This is a genomic window from Pseudomonas sp. Pse35 (assembly GCF_024519715.1).
Taxonomy (GTDB): Bacteria; Pseudomonadota; Gammaproteobacteria; order Pseudomonadales; family Pseudomonadaceae; genus Aquipseudomonas; species Aquipseudomonas paracarnis.
This window is the reverse complement of sequence record NZ_JALJRP010000027.1, coordinates 1-24067: the sequence shown is the minus strand read 5'-3', so window position 1 is coordinate 24067 and position 24067 is coordinate 1. Positions and strand designations below refer to the sequence as shown.

24 protein-coding genes and 2 pseudogenes are annotated in these 24067 nt (G+C 61.4%); 15 read left to right on the top strand and 11 right to left on the bottom strand.

Going from position 1 to position 24067, the window contains the following annotated elements; genetic code table 11:
* Positions 1-56: 56 nt before the first annotated feature.
* Complete coding sequence (gene queD, locus OC445_RS20445) at positions 57-413, bottom strand: 6-carboxytetrahydropterin synthase QueD (protein WP_057976622.1); 357 nt, start codon at positions 411-413, stop codon at positions 57-59.
* A 182-nt stretch (positions 414-595) separates the two neighbouring features.
* On the bottom strand, positions 596-1675 hold the full coding sequence (locus tag OC445_RS20440; RefSeq protein ID WP_054898802.1) for a hypothetical protein: 1080 nt from the start codon (positions 1673-1675) through the stop codon (positions 596-598).
* Between the two features lie 158 nt (positions 1676-1833).
* Here OC445_RS20440 and OC445_RS20435 point away from each other — a divergent pair, with 158 nt between their 5' ends.
* Genes OC445_RS20435 through OC445_RS20420 form a run of 4 tightly spaced genes read left to right on the top strand, consistent with a single transcriptional unit; the run spans position 1834 to position 4425 of the window.
* On the top strand, positions 1834-2136 hold the full coding sequence (locus OC445_RS20435; protein WP_054898803.1) for a PepSY domain-containing protein: 303 nt from the start codon (positions 1834-1836) through the stop codon (positions 2134-2136).
* Complete coding sequence (locus OC445_RS20430; RefSeq protein ID WP_003190266.1) at positions 2136-2447, top strand: PepSY domain-containing protein; 312 nt, start codon at positions 2136-2138, stop codon at positions 2445-2447. Before OC445_RS20435 ends, OC445_RS20430 begins: the two co-directional genes overlap by 1 nt.
* Positions 2447-3115: a response regulator transcription factor gene (locus tag OC445_RS20425; RefSeq protein WP_034125807.1), complete on the top strand. Its 669-nt coding sequence runs from the start codon at positions 2447-2449 to the stop codon at positions 3113-3115. Before OC445_RS20430 ends, OC445_RS20425 begins: the two co-directional genes overlap by 1 nt.
* A complete protein-coding gene (locus OC445_RS20420) occupies positions 3112-4425 on the top strand; it encodes a sensor histidine kinase (protein ID WP_014717944.1) in 1314 nt (437 codons plus the stop codon). The genes OC445_RS20425 and OC445_RS20420 overlap by 4 nt, the downstream gene beginning before the upstream one ends.
* Before the next feature lie 257 nt (positions 4426-4682).
* On the opposite strand, the gene OC445_RS27205 is transcribed toward OC445_RS20420, so the two are convergent.
* Positions 4683-5438 (bottom strand): methyl-accepting chemotaxis protein, encoded by a 756-nt coding sequence (locus tag OC445_RS27205; protein WP_370694801.1) that lies wholly within the window; start codon positions 5436-5438, stop codon positions 4683-4685.
* Positions 5439-5540: 102 nt separating this feature from the next.
* Positions 5541-5687 (bottom strand): annotated as a pseudogene (locus OC445_RS27200) (HAMP domain-containing protein); the annotation flags it as partial.
* A 1372-nt stretch (positions 5688-7059) separates the two neighbouring features.
* Between OC445_RS27200 and OC445_RS20410 the strand changes: the two are divergent.
* The 3 genes and pseudogenes from OC445_RS20410 to OC445_RS27190 all read left to right on the top strand — a co-directional run bounded on the left by OC445_RS20410 (position 7060) and on the right by OC445_RS27190 (position 10244).
* The gene (locus tag OC445_RS20410) at positions 7060-8379 is read left to right on the top strand and encodes a Na+/H+ antiporter family protein (protein ID WP_161793214.1); all 1320 of its coding nucleotides are present in this window, start codon (positions 7060-7062) and stop codon (positions 8377-8379) included.
* A gap of 185 nt (positions 8380-8564) precedes the next feature.
* A pseudogene (locus OC445_RS27195) lies at positions 8565-9386 on the top strand (cache domain-containing protein); the annotation flags it as partial.
* A 36-nt stretch (positions 9387-9422) separates the two neighbouring features.
* Complete coding sequence (locus tag OC445_RS27190) at positions 9423-10244, top strand: methyl-accepting chemotaxis protein (protein ID WP_370874666.1); 822 nt, start codon at positions 9423-9425, stop codon at positions 10242-10244.
* Between the two features lie 22 nt (positions 10245-10266).
* On the opposite strand, the gene yegQ is transcribed toward OC445_RS27190, so the two are convergent.
* Positions 10267-11580 (bottom strand): tRNA 5-hydroxyuridine modification protein YegQ, encoded by a 1314-nt coding sequence (gene yegQ / locus OC445_RS20400; RefSeq protein ID WP_072448711.1) that lies wholly within the window; start codon positions 11578-11580, stop codon positions 10267-10269.
* A 172-nt stretch (positions 11581-11752) separates the two neighbouring features.
* Here yegQ and OC445_RS20395 point away from each other — a divergent pair, with 172 nt between their 5' ends.
* A complete protein-coding gene (locus tag OC445_RS20395) occupies positions 11753-12820 on the top strand; it encodes an AI-2E family transporter (RefSeq protein WP_019818663.1) in 1068 nt (355 codons plus the stop codon).
* 3 nt (positions 12821-12823) lie between these two features.
* Here the strand turns inward: OC445_RS20395 and OC445_RS20390 are convergent, their stop codons facing one another.
* From OC445_RS20390 to OC445_RS20380, 3 genes are all read right to left on the bottom strand, one after another.
* Complete coding sequence (locus OC445_RS20390) at positions 12824-13006, bottom strand: hypothetical protein (protein ID WP_034125803.1); 183 nt, start codon at positions 13004-13006, stop codon at positions 12824-12826.
* Between the two features lie 91 nt (positions 13007-13097).
* The gene (locus OC445_RS20385) at positions 13098-13292 is read right to left on the bottom strand and encodes a hypothetical protein (protein ID WP_003190284.1); all 195 of its coding nucleotides are present in this window, start codon (positions 13290-13292) and stop codon (positions 13098-13100) included.
* Positions 13293-13525: 233 nt separating this feature from the next.
* Complete coding sequence (locus tag OC445_RS20380; protein ID WP_003190286.1) at positions 13526-13891, bottom strand: hypothetical protein; 366 nt, start codon at positions 13889-13891, stop codon at positions 13526-13528.
* Between the two features lie 165 nt (positions 13892-14056).
* On the opposite strand from OC445_RS20380, the gene OC445_RS20375 reads away from it, so the two are divergent.
* Positions 14057-14875: a shikimate 5-dehydrogenase gene (locus OC445_RS20375; RefSeq protein ID WP_034125801.1), complete on the top strand. Its 819-nt coding sequence runs from the start codon at positions 14057-14059 to the stop codon at positions 14873-14875.
* A gap of 587 nt (positions 14876-15462) precedes the next feature.
* Here OC445_RS20375 and OC445_RS20370 read toward each other — a convergent pair.
* Complete coding sequence (locus tag OC445_RS20370) at positions 15463-16113, bottom strand: YceH family protein (protein WP_054898808.1); 651 nt, start codon at positions 16111-16113, stop codon at positions 15463-15465.
* 116 nt (positions 16114-16229) lie between these two features.
* Between OC445_RS20370 and OC445_RS20365 the strand changes: the two genes are divergently transcribed.
* The gene (locus tag OC445_RS20365; RefSeq protein ID WP_003190292.1) at positions 16230-16739 is read left to right on the top strand and encodes a DUF1993 family protein; all 510 of its coding nucleotides are present in this window, start codon (positions 16230-16232) and stop codon (positions 16737-16739) included.
* Positions 16740-16807: 68 nt separating this feature from the next.
* On the opposite strand, the gene sstT is transcribed toward OC445_RS20365, so the two are convergent.
* Positions 16808-18028 carry a serine/threonine transporter SstT gene (sstT, locus tag OC445_RS20360; RefSeq protein WP_034125799.1) on the bottom strand — a complete coding sequence of 407 codons (1221 nt, stop codon included), beginning with the start codon at positions 18026-18028 and terminating at the stop codon, positions 16808-16810.
* A 241-nt stretch (positions 18029-18269) separates the two neighbouring features.
* On the opposite strand from sstT, the gene OC445_RS20355 reads away from it, so the two are divergent.
* Positions 18270-19424 (top strand): MFS transporter, encoded by a 1155-nt coding sequence (locus tag OC445_RS20355; protein WP_034125798.1) that lies wholly within the window; start codon positions 18270-18272, stop codon positions 19422-19424.
* A gap of 4 nt (positions 19425-19428) precedes the next feature.
* Here OC445_RS20355 and nhaR read toward each other — a convergent pair whose 3' ends face one another.
* Positions 19429-20331, bottom strand: a complete 903-nt coding sequence (gene nhaR, locus OC445_RS20350) for a transcriptional activator NhaR (protein ID WP_034125797.1) — start codon at positions 20329-20331, stop codon at positions 19429-19431.
* A 134-nt stretch (positions 20332-20465) separates the two neighbouring features.
* Between nhaR and OC445_RS20345 the strand changes: the two genes are divergently transcribed.
* The 4 genes from OC445_RS20345 to mnmH all read left to right on the top strand — a co-directional run bounded on the left by OC445_RS20345 (position 20466) and on the right by mnmH (position 23729).
* A complete protein-coding gene (locus tag OC445_RS20345; RefSeq protein WP_060764289.1) occupies positions 20466-20717 on the top strand; it encodes a hypothetical protein in 252 nt (83 codons plus the stop codon).
* Positions 20718-20748: 31 nt separating this feature from the next.
* Positions 20749-21498: a TerC family protein gene (locus tag OC445_RS20340; protein WP_014717958.1), complete on the top strand. Its 750-nt coding sequence runs from the start codon at positions 20749-20751 to the stop codon at positions 21496-21498.
* Positions 21499-21591: 93 nt separating this feature from the next.
* Positions 21592-22626 (top strand): selenide, water dikinase SelD, encoded by a 1035-nt coding sequence (selD, locus tag OC445_RS20335; protein ID WP_020302053.1) that lies wholly within the window; start codon positions 21592-21594, stop codon positions 22624-22626.
* Positions 22626-23729, top strand: a complete 1104-nt coding sequence (mnmH, locus tag OC445_RS20330) for a tRNA 2-selenouridine(34) synthase MnmH (RefSeq protein ID WP_127882069.1) — start codon at positions 22626-22628, stop codon at positions 23727-23729. The genes selD and mnmH overlap by 1 nt, the downstream gene beginning before the upstream one ends.
* Positions 23730-24067: the final 338 nt, after the last annotated feature.

Here is a 24067-nt window from a genome sequence, read left to right as displayed (position 1 = left end):
AAGCTCCCTCGCCACAGTGACATTCCCCGCAGGTGGTCTTTTCAACACTCGATCACTTACTCGCCGCGATAAATGCACCCACTGGTGCACGTCTCGTGGATACGGATCGCACTGAGTTCCGGCAGCAAGAGTTTCAGTTCATTCCAGATCCACTTGGCCAGCACTTCGCTGGTGGGGTTTTCCAGGCCGGGAATGTCATTGAGGTAGTTGTGGTCGAGGCGTTCATAGAGCGGCTTGAAAATCGCCTTGATCTCCGAGAAGTCGCGAATCCAGCCGGTATGGGGATCCAGATCGCCGCTCAGGTGGATGGCCACCTTGAACGAGTGCCCGTGCAGACGCCCGCATTTGTGGCCTTCCGGTACGTGGGGCAGGCGATGGGCGGATTCGAAGGTAAACTCTTTGAAGATTTCCACAGTGTTTTCAGCTCGGTCAGGTGTCTGGCAGGCGGCGAGTTTAACAGTTTGATCAACCTCTGCGCATACCGCCCCTCATGTTGTAGGAGCAAGCTTGCTCGCGAAAAACCCAAGGGCGCCGCGTTAATCCAGGCACCCTGCGTTATCGTTGACGACCTTCGCGAGCAAGCTCGCTCCTACACTTAAAGGGCGAGCAAACGGTCGCCGAGCTTGCCGTTATCCGCCAATGCCAAAAACTCATCCCCCAGTCGTTGGCTCTCGCTCATGGCAGTTTGCCAATATTTGTTGCGGCCTGGATCATCGCCCATGAAACGCTTGAAGTCGCTGCGGTCTGGCAGCTTGCCGTGGGGCAGGCGGGCCAGGTAGTCCCTGGACGGCGCCAGCAGTAACACATCCTGCAAGCCCTGCTGGTTGCTGCGCCGCCATGGCAGGCCCTTGTCGAACCAGCCGGGGATGACCCGGTCAGTAAAATGCGGGTACAGCACGATGTCATCGCCGTGGTAGGGCAGGTCGAGGTGGTAGTCCAGCAGGCCGCCGTCGCGGTAGGTGCCGGCCCCGGCCCCAGGCAGGTCGCGTACGCCTTGCATGACCATGGGGATCGACCCGGACGCGAGCAACGCCTGGCGCAGGTTGCCCACGTCCAGGGTGAGAAAGCGCGAGGGGAAATCCTTCAGGGGGTGTACCGGAGGCGCCTGACGCGGGTCGTGGATGATCAGCCGCTCGAAATGCCGCGACAGCCGTGCGCGGCCCCGCAGGTTATCGGCAATCACCGATGACAGGCCCAGCCCCAGCCGCCCACGGTGGTCATCGGCGAGCAAACCGTGGCTCTTGACCACCATGATGTTCAGCCGATAGTCGGGGTTGTCCAGCACCCGCGCATCGCGCCCGGCCAGCAGGTCGTCGAGCATGCGTTGGCAGCTCTGGCTGACTTGCGCCATGGTCACGCCTTTGGCAAAGCGCTGCTCGTTGTACAGCCGGCCCAAGTCGAGCAAACCTTGCACCGGGTCGGGCAGGCAGGCGCTGGCAAACCGCCAGGAGCCAATGGACGCGCCGATCAGCGCACGCTCGCGCGGCGCACGGGGCAACCAATCACCGAACAGCGCCAGGTCGAGCCCTTGGATACCCAGGGCCTTGGGGCCGCCAGCCGCGCCGGGGAGGATACCGACGTCGGCAGGCGCAAGGCCCTGCTCGCGGATGCGGGTGATGGCGCGTTTACCGGCCTTGAGGGTCAAGGCCGGGAACTTGATATGGATGGCTGTCATACCGGTCTCTGTTGAGGCGAGCGGGGCAGTATAGGAAATCTCGCAGGCAGTGGGAAAAATGGCTTGACTGGAATTGCCATGGTGGCAATTCAGTTTCAGTTAAGTTGCAGGGCGTACGGTGGCCGATGTAGGAAAACATCATGTAACGGAGACTTATCATGAAGCGCCTCACTGCCCTGGGCGCCGCCGCTATCATCCTCGTTACGGCGACCCCGGCCGCCGCCGTGGACCCCGACAAGCCACTGATCGTGCCGGCCACTGTTACAATTGTCGCTTTCGATCAGTTGGAAGCCACGGCCCTGGCCCTTCACCCTGGTTCGACGCTGCTGGACACCGATCTGGATGAGGAATACGGCAAGTACGTCTATGAAGTCGAGCTACGAGATACCGACGGCATTGAATGGGATGTTGAATTGAACGCGCTCACCGGGCAGGTTCTCAAGAATCATCAGGATACGTAATGAAGGTAAATTTACGCGTCGGCAGTCGCGTGGCGCTGGTGCTCATGGTGTTTTGTTCCAGCCTCGCGGCCCGCGACCTCAATCAGGACGAAGCCCTGGCCCTGCGCCAACAAGGCGTCATCCTGCCATTGGAACAGCTGTTGCAGCAGGCCATGGCGCGATACCCCGGCTCACGGCTGCTGGAAGCCGAACTGGAAAAGAAACACGGGCAATACGCCTATGAAGTGGAACTGGTGACCACCGAGGGCGTGGTGCGCGAGATCAAGCTGGATGCCACCAATGGCGACCTGATCAAAGATGAGGAAGACTGATGCGCCTGCTCCTGGTGGAAGACAACGTGCCCCTGGCCGACGAACTGATGGCCGGCCTGCAGCGCCAGGGCTACGCGGTCGACTGGCTGGCCGATGGCCGCGACGCCGTGTATCAAGGACGCAGCGAGCCGTATGACTTGATCATCCTTGACCTTGGCCTGCCCGGTTTACCCGGGCTTGAAGTGCTGGCGCAATGGCGCGCCGCCTCGTTGGCCATACCAGTGCTGATCCTCACGGCCCGCGATTCCTGGGCCGAGCGTATCGAAGGGCTCAAGGCCGGCGCCGATGATTACCTGAGCAAACCCTTTCACCCCGAAGAGCTGTACCTGCGCATCCAGTCGCTGCTGCGCCGCTCCCATGGCCAGACGAACCAGCCCACCCTGCAAGCTGCCGGCCTGCATCTGGATGAAGGGCGCCAGTGCGTGCTACGTGACGGCGCCGAGATCCAGCTGACGGCTGCCGAGTTTCGTTTGTTGCGCTATTTCATGCTGCATCCCGAACAGATCCTGTCCAAAAGCCACCTGGCCGAACACTTGTATGACGGCGAGACCGAGCGCGACTCCAATGTGCTGGAGGTGCACGTCAACCATCTAAGGCGCAAATTGGGCCGCAGCGTGATCGAGACCCGGCGTGGCCAGGGCTACCGTTTCGGCGCCACCCCGGCATGAGGTCGATCCAGCGGCGCTTGAGCCTGGGGTTGATCAGCGTGATGGTGATTGTCGGCGTGGTGCTGGCGCAAACCAGCCTGTGGTTGTTCGAGGCGGGTTTGCAACGCTACCTTGAAGCGGGCTTGCGCAACGACAGCGAAAATCTGCTGGTGGCGCTGGTGCGTGGGCCCAACGGCGTGCAGTTGGATGAGCAACGCCTGTCGCCGGCGTACCAGCGGCCGTTTTCCGGGCATTACTTTCGTATCGACTTTGCCGATGTGCATTGGCGCTCCCGTTCATTGTGGGACCAGGAACTGCCCCGGCTCCCGGTGGCGGGGCTCAAGGGCAACCTGCAACTGGGGCCCGAAGGCCAGCAACTGTTGGTGCTGCGCTCGGACTACAAGCGCTTCGGCCAATCGATTTCCATCAGCGTGGCCCAGGACTACACGCCTGTGCGCGAAAGCTTTCGCCTGATGCGCCAGGTCGGCCTGGTGATGGGGCTGGCGGCGCTGCTGTTGGTGCTGATCCTGCAACGGGTCACCGTGCGCCGTGCCCTGCGCCCCCTGGAGACCGCACGCAACCAGATCGCCCAACTGCAACAAGGCCAGCGCTCGCAACTCGACACTCAAGTGCCGCTTGAGCTGGAGCCCCTGGTGGCGCAGATCAACCACCTGTTGGCGCACACCGAAGACAGCCTCAAGCGCTCCCGCAACGCCCTCGGCAACCTGGGGCATGCGCTGAAAACCCCGCTGGCAGTGTTGTTGAGCGCCGCCTCCAGTGACGCCCTCAAGGATCATCCGCAACTGAGCCAGTTGCTGCGCGAGCAATTGGAGCAGGTGCAGCAGCGCCTCAACCGTGAACTCAACCGTGCGCGCCTGGCGGGCGATGCCTTGCCGGGCGCGTTGTTTGACTGTGAACAAGAGCTGCCCGGTTTACTGGCCACCCTGCGCATGATCCACGGCGAACACCTGGACCTCAGCTATCAGGTGGCGCCGGGCCTGCAACTGCCCTGGGACCGTGAAGACCTGCTGGAACTGCTGGGCAATCTGTTGGACAACGCCTGTAAATGGGCGGACGCCGAGGTACGCCTGAGCGTCAGCGAGACGCCCCAGGGCTATCGGCTGGCGGTGGAAGACGACGGCCCCGGCATTCCCGAGGCCCAGCGCGACCAAGTGTTCAGCCGTGGCGCACGCCTGGATGAGCAAAGGGTTGGCCATGGCCTGGGTTTGGGGATCGTGCGCGACATTGTTGAGGTGTGGGGTGGGGTGTTGCAACTGCAGGAGAGTGAGCTGGGTGGGCTCAAGGTATTGATCCAGTTGCCACGCCGCTGACACTGGCACACCGCTGCTCAAAATGTGGGAGCTGGCTTGCCTGCGATAGCATCGACTCGGTTTACCTGAAATACCGAGGTGTTTGCATCGCCTACTGTAGGAGCGAGCTTGCTCGCGAAAAACGTCAACGATAACGCGGGCATCCTGAATGAACGCCGCGCCTGTGAGTTTTTCGCGAGCAAGCTCGCTCCTACAAAAAGCCCTTAACGGACTGGCATTGGGGCAAGCCCGACCCCCACAGAAAAGCCTAGCTACATTCAGACCCGAAACTGATCCATCAACCCCTGCTGCTGGTTCGCCAGGCTGTTCAACGCCTGGCTGACCCGCGCCGATTCATTGGCCTGCTCCGACAACGATTCGGTCACATCGCGAATGGTCGCCACGTTGCTGTTGATCTCTTCGGCCACGGCGCTTTGCTCTTCCGCGGCGCTGGCGATTTGCAGGTTCATGTCGCTGATCACCGTGACCGCATCGCCAATCTGGCGCAAGGCGGTGACGGCCTGGCCGACCTGTTCGACACTGCCCTGGGCCTGGCGATAGCTGTTGCCCATGGAGCCGACCACGTCGCTGGTACCGGTTTGCAATTGTTCGATCACCAGGCGGGTTTCTTCCACCGATTCCTGGGTGCGCCGTGCCAGGTTGCGCACTTCGTCGGCGACCACGGCAAAACCGCGGCCGGCTTCACCGGCGCGAGCGGCTTCGATGGCGGCGTTGAGCGCCAACAGGTTGGTCTGCTCGGCGATGCCGCGAATCACTTCGAGCACCGAGCCGATCTGTTCGCTGTTGGCGGCCAAGCCTTCAACTTGGGTCATAGCGGTGCTCATGTCGGCGGCGAGCTCGCCAATGTTGGCGGTGGTGCGGTCGATAACCGTCAAGCCTTGGCGAGTCGCCTGGTCGGCATCTCGGGCGGCTTGGGCCGCCTGGGCGGCGCTGCGAGCCACATCCTGAGCGGTGGCGCTCATTTCGTGGGATGCGGTGGCCACCTGATCAACCTGACGGTACTGCTGCTCCATGCCGGCGCTGGTTTGCGTGGCAATAGCGGCGGACTGGTCGGCGGTGCCGCGAGCGTCCTGCACCGAGCGTTTGACCTCGGCAATGATCGGCTGCAGCTTGTCGAGGAAACGGTTGAACCAGCCGGCCAATTGGCCCAGCTCGTCCTGTTTGGCATAGGCCAGGCGCCGGGTCAGGTCGCCTTCGCCGCTGGCGATATCCTCAAGCATGTGCGCCACGCCGAGGATTGGCCGGGTCACGCTGCGTGCCATCAGCCACACCAGGATCAAGCCGACCACGGCGGCCAGCAGGCCCAGGCCCAGTTCCAGCAGGGTGCCTTTGGCGTTGTCGGCGTCCAGCTGGTTTTTCAGCGCTTCGGCGGGGGCGACCAGGACTTTTTCAGGTACATCCAGCAATACGCCCCACGCCTTACCGCCGGGAATCGGCGCAAAAGGCGCCAGTACCTTGAGTTGGTGGTCGGTGCGCAGGCTGCGGGTCTGGGTACTGCTGGCCAAGGCACTGGTCAGCTGTGCGCCGCTGGCCGGGTCGACCTGCTCCAGGCGTTGGCTGAGTTTGCTGGCATCCGGGCTGTAGCCAGCCAATAAGCCAGTGGCGCTGAGGATGCTGACCTGGGTCTGGCCGTCGTACAGTTTCTGGCTGGCCTGTTGGCTGACCGCCTGCAGGCTGTTGAGGTTGATATCCACCGACAGCGAGGCGATGACTTTGCCATTGACCATCAGCGGGAACACGATGCTGGTCATCAGCACGTTCTGGCCGTCGATCACATAGAAGTAGGGCTCGATCACGCAGGGCTTGAGAGTCGTGCGCGGGCAGGTGAACCAGGCGTTGGCCTTTTCGCCGCTGGGGCCGATGGAGGTGTCGGCCATGTCGCTCTCGGGCAGCGCCATCGAGGTGATTTTCCCCGGTGTCGGTTGCGACCAGTACAGCGCGAAACGGCCTTTGTCATTGCTGCCCAGTTCCGCCTGATTGGCGAACAGTTCGTCCTTGCCGTCCAGCGCATTGGCTTCGAACACCAGGGACAGGCCGAGCAGGTCGGGGTTGGCCTGCAGGGCGGCCTTGACCTGGCGCGTCAGGTCTTCACGGGTGTCGAAGGCATCGAGAAAGCGCTTCTCGGCCTGCTCGCGCAAAAACAACACCTGGCGGGAAAAGCCATGGCCGTACTGGTAAGCATCCATGAACTGCTGGCGAATGCCCAGCGCTTGCACTTCGCCTTGGGCCTCGATGCGCGACTGGGCAGCTTCGTCGAGCATCTGCATGCTGGACGCCTTGACCTGCTGCGAGCTCTGCGCCATGCGATACAGCGACAGACCCACCAGCAGGGTCACGATCCCCAGCAGGCAGAGGCCCGCCAGCAGGGTGATTTTCCATTGAATGGAGAGCTGCCTGAGCGACATCGGGACATCCTTACCTGAAAGCACATAGAGACAGCGTATCGGCCAGTGCCGGTAATTCTTTATCTGTGCAGAGGGCTTTGCCTCACCACAGTTTTTGACATGACAGCCCAGCTCCTGCAAAGTGCGCGCCCTCTAATAAGACCTCTTTCAAGCCTGCACGCCGGCAGCTGTTCCCATGGGCCGCGCGCGGGCATGCCTGTCTTTTTTGTTTCTGCTTGAGGTAACCATGATTAACGCAGTCATCGCCGCGGTCGGCACCATGCTGGTACTCAGCCTGTCCCGCGTGCATGTGGTCATCGCCATTATCGTCGGCGCCCTGGTGGGCGGCTTGACCGGTGGTCTAGGCATCGAGGCCACGCTCAAGGCCTTCAACGGCGGGCTGGGCGGCGGCGCAACCGTGGCCTTGTCCTACGCATTGCTCGGTGCTTTCGCCGTGGCGATTGCCAAGTCCGGCCTGGCCCATGCGCTGGCGGACAAAGCCTTGCTGCTGGTGGACCGCCAGGACGCCAGCGGTGGCAACCACGTCAAATGGCTGCTGATCGGCCTGTTGTGGGTGGTGGCGATTGCCTCGCAGAACATCTTGCCGATCCACATTGCGTTTATTCCGCTGCTGGTACCGCCGCTGCTGTATGTACTGACCAAGCTGCAACTGGACCGTCGCCTGATCGCCTGCGTGATGACCTTCGGCCTGATCACCCCGTACATGTTTCTGCCGGTGGGCTTTGGCAATATCTTCCTCAATCAGATCCTGCTGGCCAACGTCGCCAAGAGCGGGGTGGATATCAGCGGGGTCAACGTCACCCACGCCATGGGCCTGCCGGCGCTGGGCATGGTGGTCGGCCTGCTGGTGGCGGTGCTGATCAGCTACCGCAAAAAGCGTGTGTACGACCTGAAGAAAATCGAACGTGTCGAGCAAGTGGCGGTGCAGTACAACCCGCTGACCCTGCTGGTGGCCGGCCTGGCAATTGCCTCGGCGTTCATCATCCAGTTGTGGCTGGACTCGATGATCATCGGCGCCCTGGCCGGGTTCCTGATCTTCTCGGTGTCGGGCATCGTGCGCTGGCGCGACACAGATGACCTGTTCACCGAAGGCATGAAGATGATGGCGATGATCGGCTTCATCATGATCGCGTCCTCAGGCTTTGCCGAAGTGCTCAAGGCCACCGGTGACGTGAACTCGCTGGTGCAAGCCTCGGCAGCGTTCATCGGCCATAGCCGGGGCGTCGGGGCGTTGTTGATGCTGCTGGTGGGGTTGTTGGTGACCATGGGCATCGGCTCGTCGTTTTCCACGGTGCCGATCCTCGCGGCGATTTTCGTGCCGCTGTGTGTGCAGTTGGGCTTCAGCCCGGTGGCCATCGTGTGCATCGTTGGTACCGCCGGTGCCTTGGGCGACGCCGGTTCGCCTGCCTCGGACTCCACCCTCGGCCCCACCTCCGGCCTGAACATCGACGGCCAGCACCACCATATCTGGGACACCGTGGTACCGACCTTCCTGCACTACAACCTGCCGCTGCTGGCGTTCGGCTGGCTGGCCGCGATGACGCTCTGATCCAGGCGAGAACCTCTGTGGCGAGGGAGCTTGCTCCCGCTGGGCTGCGAAGCAGCCCCAAAAAAGCGTGCGGGCGCTGCGCACCCCAGCGGCAGCAAGCTGCCTCGCCACACAAGCTCGCTCCTACAGTAATCGCTCACATGGCCGTTAACCTCTCAAGTCGCCACTAACAAGAGAGAAAAGCCATGCGTCTGAGTTTGAAGGCCAAAGTCCTGGCCCTTGCTGTCGTGCCGGTGTTGTTGTTTGCCGTGGTCATCAGCCTGACCACCGTGTGGATTCTGCAGGGCCAGGCCCGCAACGAGGTGGATGAAACCCGTCAGCGCCTGCTCAACGACGCCAAGGCCACCCTGCAAAGTTATGTCGAGGTGGCCATGACCACCATCAAGCCGCTCTACGACGCGGCAGCCCCCGGCGACAGCGCGGCGCGGGCGCAGGTGGTCAAGTTGTTATCCAATACCAGCTACGGCAAAGACGGCTATTTCTTCGGCTACGACTCCGAAACCATCCGCCTGTTCAAGGGCAACAGCCCGGACGGCGTGGGCAAAAGCTTCAAGGACAACCGCGACCCCAACGGCGTCTACGTCAACCGCGACCTGGTGAAGGTCGGCAAGGACGGCACCCACTACCTGCAATACAGCTCGACCCAGCCCGGCCAGACCGAGCTGGTGCCCAAGCTCGGCTATACCGAGTATCTGCCCAAGTGGGACATGGTGATCGGCACCTCGGTGAACCTTGATGGCATCGACGCCCAAGTGGCGGTGGTGCAGGCAAAAGTCGAGAAGCGCATGCAAGGCGTACTGTTGAGCATCCTCGGCGTGGCCGTGGTGGTGTTGCTGGTGATCGCCGCCGTGGGCATGCTGCTGGCCAATACCATCCTGCGCCCGCTGCACCTGATGAAGGCCAACCTCGATGACATCGCCGCGGGTGAAGGCGACCTGACGCGCCGCCTGGCCATTACCAGCCAGGATGAACTCGGCGACCTGGCCGGTGCATTCAACCGCTTTGTCGATAAAATCCATGGCCTGGTGCGCCAGATCACCGACATGACCGCCCAACTCACCGGGCTGGTGAGCCAGGTGTCCGACCAGGCCCAGCGCTCAGAGCAGGCCATGGAACGCCAGCGCCACGAGACCGACCAGGTGGCCACCGCGATCAACCAGATGTCCTCGGCGGCCCACGAAGTGGCACGCAGTGCCCAAGGCGCCGCCGTCGCTGCGCAGCAGACCGACGCCGAAGGCCAGGCCGCCAAGCGGGTGGTGGACGGCAGCATCGCGCAGATCCATGCGCTGGTGAACGACATTCGCAGCAGCGGCGTGTCCCTGGACAGCCTGCAGCAGGATGTGTCGTCAATCGTCAGTGTGCTCGGCGTGATCCGCTCCATCGCCGAGCAAACCAACCTGCTGGCGCTCAACGCTGCCATCGAGGCCGCACGGGCTGGGGAGGCTGGGCGTGGCTTTGCTGTGGTCGCCGATGAAGTGCGTGCCCTGGCCAGTCGCACCCAAACCAGCACCCAGGAAATCCAGGGCATGATCGATCGCCTGCAGAAAGGCACCGAGGCGGCCGTGGACGCTATGCGCCGCTCCAGCGATGCCGGCGACGGCACCTCGGCCCAGGCCAACCAGGCCGGCGCGTCCCTGGACACCATGGCGCAACTGATTGGCACCATCAACTCAATGAACGCCCAGATCGCCAGCGCCGCGGAAGAGCAGACCGCCGTGGCGGAAGAGATCAACCGCAGCGTGCATCAGATTGCCGTAGCGGTAGACAGCGTGGCGGACGAAACCCAACTGGGCGCTCAGACGTCTCGCAGTCTGGCCGACCTGGGCCAGCGCCTCGGGCAGTTGGTGGGCCAGTTCAGGATCTGATCCATTCAACCCATGGCAGGGTTTAAACGTCGCGCATCAGCAGGCCAAAACGCAGGTCCATCTGCGCCGGAATCGGCACATACACCGTATGCCCGTCCCCCGGCGCCACCTCAATGCTTTCGCCCTTGGCGTTATGCAGGCTCGGCAAGTCAAAATGAAAATTGCCGGCGGGCGTCATCAACTCCAGGTGGTCGCCCAGCACAAAGCGATTCTTCACCTTCACCTCGGCCAACGCGCCACGGCGCTCGCCGGTCAGCTCCCCGACAAACTGCTGGCGCTCGGAAACCGAGCTGCCGTTCTGGTAGTTCTGGTATTCATCGTGCACGTGGCGGCGCAGGAAACCTTCGGTGTAGCCACGCTGGGCCAGGGACTCGAGGTTGGTCATCAAGCCGCGGTCAAACGCCCGGCCGGCCACTGCGTCATCGATGGCCTGGCGGTACACCTGGGTGGTGCGCGCGCAGTAGAAGTGGGACTTGGTGCGGCCTTCGATCTTCAACGAATGCAAGCCCATCTGTGCCAGGCGCTCCACATGCTGCACGGCGCGCAGGTCCTTGGCGTTCATGATGTAGGTGCCGTGTTCGTCTTCGAAAGCAGGCATGGGGTCATCGGGGCGATTGGCCTCTTGTAGCAGGAACACCTGATCGGTGGGCGTGCCGATGCCCAATGTGGGTTGGTATTCATGGACGATATCGCCAGTGGCATTCTCCACTGCCGGCGTGGCCTGGTATTTCCAGCGGCAGGCATTGGTGCAAGTGCCCTGGTTGGCATCGCGTTTGTTCATATAGCCCGACAGCAGGCACCGCCCGGAATAGGCCATGCACAAGGCGCCATGTACAAACACCTCCAACTCCATCGTCGGCACCTGCTGGCGGATTTCGCCAATCTCTTCCAGAGACAGCTCCCGCGACAGAATCACCCTGCAAATGCCTTGTTGCTGCCAGAACGCCACGCTGGCCCAATTCACCGTATTGGCCTGCACCGACAGGTGGATCGGCATCTGCGGGAAGTGCTGGCGCACCAGCATGATCAGCCCAGGATCGGACATGATCAGCGCATCCGGGCCCATGGCGATCACGGGCGCCAGGTCCTTGAGGAAGGTCTTGAGCTTGGCGTTGTGCGGCGCAATGTTCACCACCACGTAGAAGCGCTTGCCCAGGTCATGGGCTTCCTGGATGCCGAGGGCCAGGTTGGCGTGGTCGAACTCGTTATTGCGCACCCGCAGGCTGTAGCGCGGCTGGCCGGCGTAGACCGCGTCGGCACCGTAGGCGAAGGCGTAGCGCATGTTTTTCAGGGTTCCGGCGGGAGCGAGCAGTTCGGGGGCAGTTATCGGGCGCATGGGTGTGGGTCGCAAAAAGGCGCGAGGGTAGTGCTGGAGCGATAACGGGATATTGACCCAGGTCTAAATAACGCGATCTATGCTTGTTCGATAAACAAGGGCACTCCCACGTTTGGCTGCGGACTAAGCAACAGGGCCGCCATCGGCCCTGTTTTTCTGACATGGACCGGACATGAATCAAACCAACCTGCAATTCAAAACCCTGTTGCTGCTACTGGCCTTGGTCACCGTGGCTTTTATCTGGATATTGCTGCCGTTCTACGGTGCGGTGTTCTGGGCGGTGATCCTGGGCATTATCTTTGCGCCGATGCAGCGCCGCCTGCAGCAACGTTTTAGCTGGAACCGCAACCTGACCTCCCTGACCACCTTGATGGTGTGCCTGGTGATCGCGATTCTGCCGGTGATCATCACCAGTGCTTTGCTGGTGCAAGAGGGGGCCACGCTCTACAAAAACATCGAGAGCGGCAAACTCGACGTAGCGGGTTATATCGAGCAATTCAAGAACGTTTTACCGCCGTATTTCCAGCAGTTGCTCGACCGTTTCGGCATGGGCAACCTTGAAGGGCTGCGGGAAAAGGTCGTCAAGGGCGCGATGCAGGGCAGTCAGTTCTTTGCCTCTCAGGCGTTCAGCTTCGGCCAGGGTACGTTTGATTTCCTGGTGAGCTTTTTCATCATGCTGTACCTGCTGTTTTTCCTGCTGCGCGATGGCCCGGAACTGGTACGCAAGGTGCGCACGGCAGTACCGTTGGCCGAGCCGCAAAAGCGTCGCCTGCAGCTCAAGTTCAACCGCGTAGTGCGCGCCACGGTCAAGGGCAACGTGCTGGTGGCTGTGACCCAAGGTGCGCTGGGAGGCTTGATCTTCTGGTTCCTGGACATCCCGAGTGCCTTGCTCTGGGCCGTGCTGATGGCGTTCCTGTCACTACTGCCTGCGGTGGGTGCCGGGCTGGTCTGGGGGCCGGTGGCGGTTTATTTCCTGTTGAGCGGTTCGATCTGGCAGGGCGTGGTGCTGGGGCTGTTCGGGGTGTTCGTGATTGGCCTGGTGGACAACGTGCTGCGCCCGATCCTGGTGGGCAAGGACACCAAGATGCCGGACTACCTGATCCTGATCTCGACCTTGGGCGGCCTGTCGGTGTTCGGCCTTAACGGCTTTGTGATCGGGCCGCTGGTGGCAGCGTTGTTCATGTCGTGCTGGGCGTTGTTCGTCGAAACCAAGCCGCGGGTCAAGTTGCCATTGCCGTAGCTTTCAGGCCTCGAGCCTGAAGTCGGTTGCCATTCGGCGCTGTGTTTCGGCATCGGATAACGAAGTGAGCGGGCCGCTGATCGGCTCGCCATCGCGCACAACGTACCAGCAGGCGAGCAAGCCCAGTTTGCGCAGAGGGGCGGGGACGGCGCTGCCGATGACGGACATGATTTGAATAGTGGGCATAAGTACCTCCAAACGTTATGGAGGTCACCTTACGGTTTGCCGGTGCCTGGGAAAAATCACCTGGCTCGATAGTCGACATCAACGTCAGGCGTTAGTCCACCACCTGGTCGAGCATGTTCACCACTTCGTGCTCACTGAGCAGGCCCTTGCGCACCAGGTTTTCTGCCAGCAATGCCAGGAACTTGGCGCTGCGATGGCCTTCAAGGTGCTTGAGTTCAGTCAAGGCGCTGTAGACCTTGCTGGAGGTGCAAAGGCCGGCGGTGCGGTGCGGGTTTTGTGTGGGCATGGTCAATCGTCCTTAATTGTTATTGGTTGGACTGGGTCGATAGTGCGACTGTTTTGTGACGCAAACATGACAGCGCAGCCCGTCATCGATCAAGAGGATATTTGACGCTTATCATGTGGGATTGCTGCTCGTACGTTGTTCTCACAGCGACACTGGCAGGATTAATCCGGACTTCCCAGGCAAAAAAAGGCCCCGCGTGTGGGCGAGGCCTGTGGCTGTCAACGGATTAAAACTTACCAACCATGGCGGTAGTAGCCGTGGGGCGGGCCGTAATAGCCGCGAGGCGGCCCATAATAACCGCGCGGTGGGCCGTAGTAGACGGGCGCCGGGCGATAGTAAACCTGCTGTTGCACATACACCGGTGGCGGTGGCGCGTAGTAGACCGGCGGCGGCGCGGCATACACCGGCTGCGGCTGCACATACACCGGTTGTTGCACGTACACCTCACGCGGCTGGCTGGCAACCACAGAGCCGACTACCGCTGCGCCGACAAGCGCACCGAACACGGCCGGGCCACCCCAACCACCACCGTGGGCGGAGGCTTGGCCGGCCATCGCGAGTGCGCCGATAAGCAAGGCGATCCTGGGGAGTTTACGCATGATGGTCTTTCCTCGGTTAGCCCCTGCGCTTGTGGTCTGCAATCAATAGACTCAAGGATTGTCGCGGGGATACTTTTAAGACAACGTATTTCGAGAAAACAGCACGGCCAATGGGTAAAGGTTGTGTAAGGTCTGTACCGATTTGCTTACTTCAAGGAGTTATCCATGCAGATGCACCCCAACAAGGACACCCAACTGTGCATGTCGCTGTCGGCGCGCCCTGGGAACTTTGGCCTGCGTTTTCATAACCACCTGTATGAACAGCTGGGTCTGAATTTTTACTATAAAGCCTTCAGCAGCCAGGACTTGCCCGGCGCGATCGGCGGTATCCGCGCCCTGGGTGTGCGGGGTTGCGGGGTGTCCATGCCGTTCAAGGAGGCCGCCATTGCCTTGATGGACGAACTCGACGATTCGGTTCAAGCCATCGACTCCCTGAACACCATCGTCAACACCAACGGCCACCTCAAGGCTTACAACACCGACTACATCGCCATCGAGCAATTGCTGAAAAAACACGCGGTGCCCAAGGACTCCAGCTTCGCCCTGCGCGGCAGCGGCGGCATGGCCAAGGCGGTCGCCAGCGCCTTGCGTGACGGAGGGTACGCCAATGGCGTGATCGTGGCGCGTAATGAGGTGGCGGGCCAGGCATTGGCCAGGAACCTGGGGTATCAGTGGCAGGCGGATCTGGGCAGCCTGCGGCCACAGATGCTGATCAACGTGACACCCATCGGCATGACCGGCGGGGTCGAGGCGGATGCGTTGGCGTTTGAGGCCGAGGCAATCGATCAGGCTGAGACGGTCTTCGATGTGGTGGCGATCCCGGCGGAAACGCCGTTGATCGTGCGTGGTCGTGCCCAGGGCAAGCGGGTGATTACCGGGCTGGAGGTGATCGCTATCCAGGCGTTGGAGCAGTTTGTGCTTTATACCGGCGTGCGGCCTACTCAGGAGCAGTTCGAGGCAGCGGTGGCCTTCGCCCGCAGCTGAAGCCTTACGCACAACCATTCGCTGATCTAACTGACGCGCACGCGATCCAACTGTGGGAGCTGGCTCGCCTGCGATGGCGGCCTGCCAGGCGACGGCTATCTACCTGACACCCCACGATCCAACTGTGGGAGCTGGCTCGCCTGCGAAGACGGCCTCACAGTCGACGCCGTAATACCGAGTACATATCCATTCCTGCGGTAACGGCTACTTAGGGTTCCGCCCTGACGGCGGCTCACTTTCGAAAAGCGCGAAAGTAAGCAAAGCGCTCTTGCCCCACCACTCGGCACCTCGCCTAGGCTCGGTGTGCCCGAACACAGGCTTGAATCCGTGGGCCGCCGCCACGCGCCATCCATGGCGCGGGGCGGCTAACCCGGCGTCCTGCCGGGTTACCCACGAATTAAAGCCTGCGTTCGGCCAGCGTGGTTTAACGGGGCGCCTAAGATCAAAAGCAGAGCAAGATCAAAAGCAGAGCAAGATCAAGAGCGGCTCGCTTCGCATCGTAGTTACCGTCGGCTGCTGCAACCTACAAAGTTGTGTCGATACCAATGGCTATCGCAGGCAAGCCAGCTCCCACATGTTTATCTGCGTTATGCCTGTTCCAGCTGCGCCAGCCGTTCTTCCAGTGCGGCAATCCGCGCTTCCAGCTCTTCAATCCGCTCCACCGAAACAGCCCCCGCGCTACGCTCTACCGGATTCCCCCGTGCGGTCATAATCGCTTCAATATCTGCCGGGTCCCCTAGTGCATGGGTATACCGGTCTTCCCGCTGCCCCGCCTGACGCGGCACCAGAAGCGCCAGCCCTCGTGCAATCAGGCGTTCGAGCTGATGCACAACCTGTTCGGCATCCTCAAAGTCATGCATGCGCCCGCTGCGGGTGAGCAACTCGTTGACGGTCTGCGGCCCCCGCAGGAACAGCAGCCCGGTCAGGATCACCTGGGCCGGCACCAGTTCCAGGGCCTTGTCCACACGGTGCTCCCAGCGGTCGGCGCGGCTGCCCATCACCAGGCGCGTGAAGCCTTGGCCTTCGAGCGCGCGCAGGCTCTGGCCGACCTGGCCTTGGCTGAGGTTCATCACCGGCTCGCGGCTGGTCTTCTGGTTGCAGGCCAGCACCAAGGCGTTGAGGGTGAGGGGGTAGGTTTCCGGGTTGGTCGCCTGTTTTTCGATCAGGCAGCCCAGGATGCGGATTTCCGTGCTGTTCAGGCGCGGCTCAGGGGTGTCGGTGTCGTGCTCGGCGGTCATCGCGCTTTCCCTATGCAGTGAAGCCCCTTAGCCTAAGCTTGAAAAAATAAAAGACAAGCGCCAGGCATGGCTATAATCGCGGCTGGTTCCAACCCCGCCATTACCGTGAGACTGTCATGACTATTTCCCTGTACGCCGCTTCCATCCCGGTCTTCAAGCAAATGCTCAACGCCCTCAGCGATGTGCTGAACAAAGCTGAAGCCCATGCCAGCGCCAAGAACATCGAGCCCAACGCCTTGCTGCAAGCGCGCCTGTTCCCGGACATGTTCCCGTTGGTGCGCCAGGTGCAGATCGCCGTGGACTTCGCCAAAGGTGTGTCGGCACGCCTGGCCGAGATCGAAGTACCGAAGTACGAAGACAGCGAAGTCACCTTTGCCGACCTGCAAGCGTTGATCGCCAAGGTCCTGGCCTTTGTCGACACCATCAAGCCCGAGCAGATCGACGGCAAGGAAGGCATCGAGATCGTCACGCGCCCAGGCACCCCGAAAGAGAAGCGCTTCAGCGGTCAGTCCTACCTGCTGACCTACGGCCTGCCGCAGTTCTTCTTCCACGTCACCACCGCTTATGCGCTGCTGCGTCATAACGGTGTGGAAGTGGGCAAGCGCGATTACATGGGCGCGTTCTAAACCCGCAAGCACAAAAAAGCCCGGTGCCGTTCTCTGCGAACGGCACCGGGCTTTTTTATGGGGCTGTGTTAAGCGGCCTGTTCTTCCTTGCCCAAACACGCCGCCGCGGTAAACAGCACATCGGTAGACGAGTTGAGTGCGGTTTCCGCCGAGTCCTGCAGCACGCCGATGATGAAACCGACGGCCACTACCTGCATGGCGATTTCACTGGGGATGCCAAACAGGCTGCACGCCAGGGGAATCAACAGCAGCGAACCACCCGCCACCCCCGATGCACCGCAGGCACACACCGCAGCGACCACGCTGAGCAGCACGGCGGTCGGCATGTCCACGGCGATGCCCAGGGTGTGCACGGCCGCCAGGGTCAGCACGGTGATAGTGATGGCGGCGCCGGCCATGTTGATGGTGGCACCGAGGGGGATCGACACCGAGTAGGTGTCTTCATGCAGGCCCAGGCGTTTGCTCAGTGCCAGGTTGACCGGAATGTTCGCCGCCGAGCTGCGGGTGAAAAACGCGGTGATGCCGCTTTCGCGCAGGCACATCAGCACCAGCGGGTAAGGGTTGCGACGCAGTTTCCAGAACACGATGGCCGGGTTGATCACCAGTGCCACGAACAACATGCAGCCGATCAGCACGACCAGCAGGTGGGCATAGCCGAGCAGGGCGTCGAAACCAGAGGTGGCGAGGGTGGAGGCCACAAGACCGAAGATACCCAGCGGGGCGAAGCGGATCACCACGCGTACGATCAGGGTGACGCCGTTGGACAAGTCGTCCAATACCGTACGGGTGGTCTCACCGGCATGGCGAATAGCGATGCCCATGCCGATGGCCCAGGCGAGGATGCCGATGAAGTTGGCGTTCATCAGTGCACTGACCGGGTTATCCACCACACTGAGCAGCAGGCTTTGCAACACTTCGCCAATGCCCCCAGGAGCGCTCACCGTGGCGTCATGGGTAGCCAATACCAGGAACGACGGAAACATCATGCTGGCAACCACCGCAACCACGGCGGCGGCAAAGGTGCCGAGCAGATACAGGAACAGGATCGGGCGGATATGGGTTTCCTGGCCATGCTTATGGTTGGCAATCGAGGCCATGACCAGCACAAACACCAGGATTGGCGCGACAGCCTTCAGCGCCGTGACAAACACCTTGCCGATAAAACCGGTGGCGCGCGCGGCCTCGGGGAACAGCAGGGCCAGCACGATCCCGGCAATCAGGCCGATGACAATTTGGGAGACCAGGCTGACGCGCATTAAACGTTGCAGCAGGGAAGGGGCAGCAGTCATAAAGAGTTGTCTCTAGTTTTTTTAGTAGGGCACAGCATTGCAGGCAGAAAGTACTGTAGGAAGTAGGCGCGAAGTCTAGCATGCTGTAGGGCACGTCTCGTTTGCTGCGGCATTCCGTCACCCGTTTCAGCCGGGCTTGGTCAAATCCGGACATGTTCTGTTAAGATTCCCCCCTCTCATCTTTCCTCTCCGTCAGCGGGCCCTTCGGGCTGTCGTTGATATCGTCGTTTCTGGAGTTTTCATGTTGTTTCCTATCCTGCTGCTGTCAGCCGCCGGTTTTACCGTGCTGACCACAGAATTCGTCATCGTCGGCCTGTTGCCGTCGATTGCTCGGGACCTGAACGTCAGCGTGTCCCAGGCGGGGCTGCTGGTGACGCTGTTCGCGTTCACCGTGGCCGCGTTCGGCCCGTTCCTCACGGCCTACTGCGCGCGCTTTTCGCGCAAGCGCCTGTTTATCAGCATCCTGATCATGTTTGCAGCGGCCAACACCGTGGCGGCTTTGGCGCCGAATATCTGGGTGATGGCCGTGGCCCGTTTGATTCCCGCCTTGGGCTTGCCAGTATTCTGGGCCCTCGCCAGCGAAACGGCGGTAGACATTGTCGGCCCTGAGTTCGCCGGGCGTGCGATTGAAAAAATCGGCTTTGGCATTGTTTGCGCCACCGTATTTGGTATTCCGGTGGGCACGCTGATTTCCGATATGTTCGGCTGGCGCACCGCGTTCGCCGTGCTCGCTGTGATTGCCCTGGCCAAGGCATTGCTGCTGTATCTCTATCTGCCGGTCACCCCGGCCAAGCACCAGCAGGGCAGTCTGCGTTCGCAATTCAGGATCCTGCGCAGCCCCGTGATGCAGGGGCATATCCTGCTGTCGATCCTGGTGTTCAGTGGCATGTTCACCGCCTATACCTACTTGGCAGATATCCTTGAGCGCCTGGCCGGGTTCGACGGTACGTTGGTGGGCTGGTGCCTGATGGGCTTTGGCGCGGTCGGGCTGATTGGCAACTCCCTCGGCGGACGCGCCGTGGATCGTCACCCATTGATCGCGTCCATGGTGTTCTGCGGGTTCATGATCGCGGGCATGGTGGCAGTGGTGCCGGCGATTCACTCGACCATCGGCCTGGCCGCGGCGATGGCGGTGTGGGGCGTGACCCAGGCGGCGATGTTCCTGGTCAGCCATGTGCGCTTGATGAAGGCCGCGCCCCATGCACCGGCGTTTGCGGCGTCGCTGAATATCGCCGGCGCCAACCTCGGCATTGGCCTGGGCGCGATGGTGGGCGGGCATGTCATCGACACTCTGGGCCTGGGAAGCCTGGGGTTTGCCGCTTCGGGGTTTATCCTGGTGTCGATCCTGCTCGCACTGTGGCTGATGACCGCCAAACCCACGGCGCTCAATGCCTGAGCGATCAGGGCAGGGCGGTAAACAACTCCCGCCGGGCACCCTCGGTAATGGCCACAATGCCGGGGTGCTTGACCTTGCGCTCCACTGAGATCGCATAAAACGACTCGGTCACTGCATCGGTCTGGCCAATCAGCGCCACGCCGTATTGGCGCACCACCTCGTCGGCGATCACGCTGGGCGCGATAAAAATCCCACTGCCGGATTGCCCGAAGGCCTGCATCAAGGCGCTGTCGTCGAACTCGCCGATGATGCGGGGTTGAATCTGCTGTTCGGCGAACCAGCGCTGCAAACGGCTGCGTACCACGGTCTCTGCCCCCGGAATCAACAGCGGTGCGCCTTGCAAACACTGTGGGAAATCCCCCCCATGCTGGTCAGCCAACGCCTGGGTGGCGAAAAAACTGATGCCGCATTCTCCCAGCTTCTGGCTGTAGCCCTTGATGTCCAAGTGCGTGGGCATGGGGCTGTCGGAAATCACCAGGTCCAGGCGCTGGATCGCCAGGTCGGCCAGTAAACGTTCGAGTTTGTCTTCACGGCAGGTGATGCGGATCGGTTCGCTCAACTCCATGGTCGGCGCGATCAGCCGGTACACGATGGATTTGGGCACCACATCCGCCACCCCAACGCGGAACGGGATCTGCTGCTCGTCAGGCTGGGCGCGCAGCATCGCCTCCAGTTCATTGCCGGTCTGGAACATCTGCTCGGCGTAGGGCAGCGCCTGGCGCCCGGCTTCGGTCAGTTCAAGCTGGCGCCCGACCCGCTGAAACAGGGCAATACCGAAGGTCTGCTCCAACAGGCTGATCTGCCCGCTGATGGTCTGCGGCGTGAGGTTCAATTGCTCACAGGCGCGCACGATGCTGCCGGTCTTGGCCACCACCCAGAAGTAATGCAGTTGTCGATAATTGAGCATCACGGCCTACACTTCGTAAAAATCGAAGTATACGCGAGAAAAATACGAATTTTCCTGAACTGTTCGCCTGCATAGAATGCCTCGCTATCGAGGGGCCACTACTTGGACCCAAGGGTTCTAACGAGGAATACATCATGAAACTCAATTCCCTGGGCGCGGCGTCGTTGCTTGCGCTTTCATTGATAGTGGTCAGCGGCTGTGATCAAGTCGAGAAAAGCGCGCAACAGGTGCTGGGCAAAGCCACCGAGTCGGCCAAGCAGGCCATCGACGACACCCACAAGGCCGCCGAGCAGGCATTGAGTGAAGCAACCCAGGGCTTGATCAGCCCTGAGAAGCAGGAAAAAGACGCCGAAAACGCTGCTGAATCCGACACCAAAGAAACCTAATTCCCCAGCACTACCACGTCAGGACTGACCTATGGATTACCTTCTACAACTGGCCGCCAGCCCCACCGCCTGGGTCGCACTGGCGACCTTGATCGTCATGGAAATCGTGCTGGGCATCGATAACCTGATCTTTATCTCGATCCTCACCAACAAACTGCCGGAGAAGCACCGGGCCAAGGCGCGGCGCATTGGTATCAGCATGGCGTTGATATTGCGCCTGGGCCTGTTGAGCACCATCGCATTCATCGTGCAATTGACGACACCGGTGTTCGAAGTGTTCGGCCAGGCGTTCTCGTGGAAGGACATGATCCTGATCGCCGGCGGCCTGTTCCTGGTGTGGAAGGCAACCACCGAGATCCATCACAGCATGGACCCGGAGCCTGAAGAGAAGGCAACCGTCAGTAATACCGTGACCATCGGTTTTGCCGCCGCCATCGGCCAGATCCTGATGCTCGACCTGGTGTTCTCCATCGATAGCATCATCACCGCCGTGGGCATGACCGAGCACTTGCCGATCATGATCATTGCCGTGGTGGTCTCGGTGATCGTGATGCTGGTGGCCGCTGAGCCGTTGGCCAAGTTCATCAACGACAACCCGACCGTGGTGATGCTGGCCCTGGGCTTCTTGATCATGATCGGCATGACGCTGATCGCCGAAGGCTTCGGCGCCCACGTACCAAAAGGCTACGTGTATGCGGCCATGGCCTTCTCGGCGGCGATCGAATGCTTGAACATCGCCCGGCGTAACCGGCACGCACGTTTGCTCGCTGCGCGCCAGTAACCGCTGAACAAACAGGCCGGCTGTGCTCACAAGAGCCCAGCCGGCCTTTTGCTGTCTGCTAGAATCGGCCCACTTGATAGCTTGAGGTCCCCCATGAACGAGCCGATTCGCCTTACCCAGTACAGCCACGGTGCGGGTTGCGGTTGCAAGATTTCGCCACAGGTCCTGGAAGTGATCCTTGCGGGCAGCGGTGCACAGAACCTCGACCCCAACCTGTGGGTGGGCAATGCCTCCCGCGACGATGCGGCGGTATACGCCATCGACGACGAGCGCGGCGTGGTGTCCACCACGGACTTTTTCATGCCGATTGTCGACGACCCGTTCGACTTCGGCCGCATCGCCGCCACCAATGCCATCAGCGATATCTACGCCATGGGCGGCGATCCCTTGATGGCCATCGCCATTCTCGGCTGGCCGGTCAATGTGCTCGCGCCGGAGATTGCTCGCGAAGTGATTCGCGGCGGTCGGGCGGTGTGCGACGCAGCTGGCATTCCGCTTGCGGGCGGGCATTCCATCGACGCGCCGGAGCCGATCTTCGGCCTGGCCGTGACCGGCATCGTGCAAAAGCGCCATATGAAGCGTAACGACACGGCCACTGCCGGCTGCCGCCTGTATCTGACCAAGCCCCTGGGCATCGGCATCCTCACCACCGCCGAGAAGAAGGGCAAGCTGCGCGAGGCGGATATCGGCCTGGCGCGTGACTGGATGTGCACCCTCAACAAGCCGGGCAGCCGTTTCGGCAAGTTGGCCGGTGTGACGGCCATGACCGATGTCACCGGTTTCGGCCTGCTCGGCCACCTGGTGGAAATGGCTGATGGCAGTGGCCTGACGGCCCGTATCGACTATGCAAAGGTTCCGCGCCTGCCGGGGGTGGAGTATTACCTGGACCAGGGGTGTGTGCCGGGTGGCACCTTGCGCAACTTTGAAAGCTACGCCAGCAAGCTGGGGCGTGTGCAGGAGCTGCACAAGCGCGTGCTGTGCGACCCCCAGACCAGCGGTGGCCTGCTGATCGCGGTTACCCCAGAAGGTGATGCCGAGTTCCACGCCGTGGCTGCCGAGCTGGGCTTGGCCCTTGAGCCTATCGGTGAACTGCTGGAGCGACAGACCAACGCGGTTGAGGTGATTTGATGGCGACGGACATCACCGATTACCGCGATATCTTCCTCAACGACCGCCCGATGATGGATACTCGCGCGCCGGTCGAATTCACCAAGGGCGCGTTCCCCGGGGTGATCAACCTGCCGCTGATGACCGACGATGAGCGCCAGCGGGTCGGCACCTGTTACAAGCAGCAAGGCCAGCAAGCGGCGATCGTGCTGGGGCATGAACTGGTGTCGGGGGCAATCAAGGCCGAGCGCATAGAACAGTGGGCTCAGTTTGCCCAGGCTAACCCCAATGGCTACCTGTACTGCTTTCGGGGCGGCCTGCGTTCGCAGATCGTGCAGCAATGGTTGAAAACCGAAGCGGGCATCGAATACCCCCGCGTCGGCGGTGGCTACAAGGCCATGCGTACCTTCCTGCTGGAAACCCTGGAGCAGGCGACTGCCCAGTGTGATTTCGTACTGCTGGGCGGCATGACCGGCACCGGCAAGACCGAAGTGCTCGGCCAACTGCGCAATGCCCTGGATTTGGAAGGGCACGCCAACCATCGCGGTTCCAGTTTCGGCAAGCGCGCCACGGCGCAACCCTCCAATATCGACTTCGAAAATCGCCTGGCGGTGGATTTGCTGAAGAAGCGCGCAGGTGGTATCGAGCAGTTTGTGGTCGAGGACGAGAGCCGCATGATCGGCAGCTGTGCGCTGCCGCTGCCATTGCACAAGGGCATGCAGACGTTTCCTATGGTGTGGCTGGAAGACAGCGTCGAGGGCCGTGTCGAGCGCATCCTGAAGGATTACGTGGTGGACCTGTGCGCCGAGTTCATTGAGGTGTTTGGGGAAACCGGCCAGCGATTATTTGCCGAGCGCCTGACTCAGAGCCTGGCCAATATTCACAAGCGCCTGGGCGGCGAGCGTTTCCAACGGTTGCAGGCGGTGTTGCAGGAGGCCCTGGCCGAACAGGCACGCAGCGGCGCAGTGGAGTTGCATCGGGTATGGATTGAAGGCTTGCTGCGTGAGTATTACGACCCGATGTATGCGTTCCAGCGCGAGAGCAAGGGCGCGCGTATCGAGTTTGCCGGGGAGCAGGGTGCGGTGGTGGAGTATTTGCGCGAGCGAGCAGCTCGGGTGGGGTGACCTTTCGGACGCCATCGCAGGCAAGCCAGCTCCCACCTTTGTATGTATTCACACTTAAAAAGGTGGGGGCTGGCTTGCCTGTGATGAGCATAGGTATCTACACAACTTCGGCGCGACGCTGGACCTGTGGCGAGGGAGCTTGCTCCCGTGATGGCCTGGCAGCCGACGTTGATCGAGCTGACGCACCGCGATCCAACTGTGGGAGCTGGCTTGCCTGCGAAGACGGCCTGACAGTCAACACAGTTGGACCCTGTACATATCCATTCCTGCGGTAACGGCCACCTAGGGTTCCGCCCTGACGGCGGCTCACTTTGCAAAAGCCGGGATGCCGGCCCAGG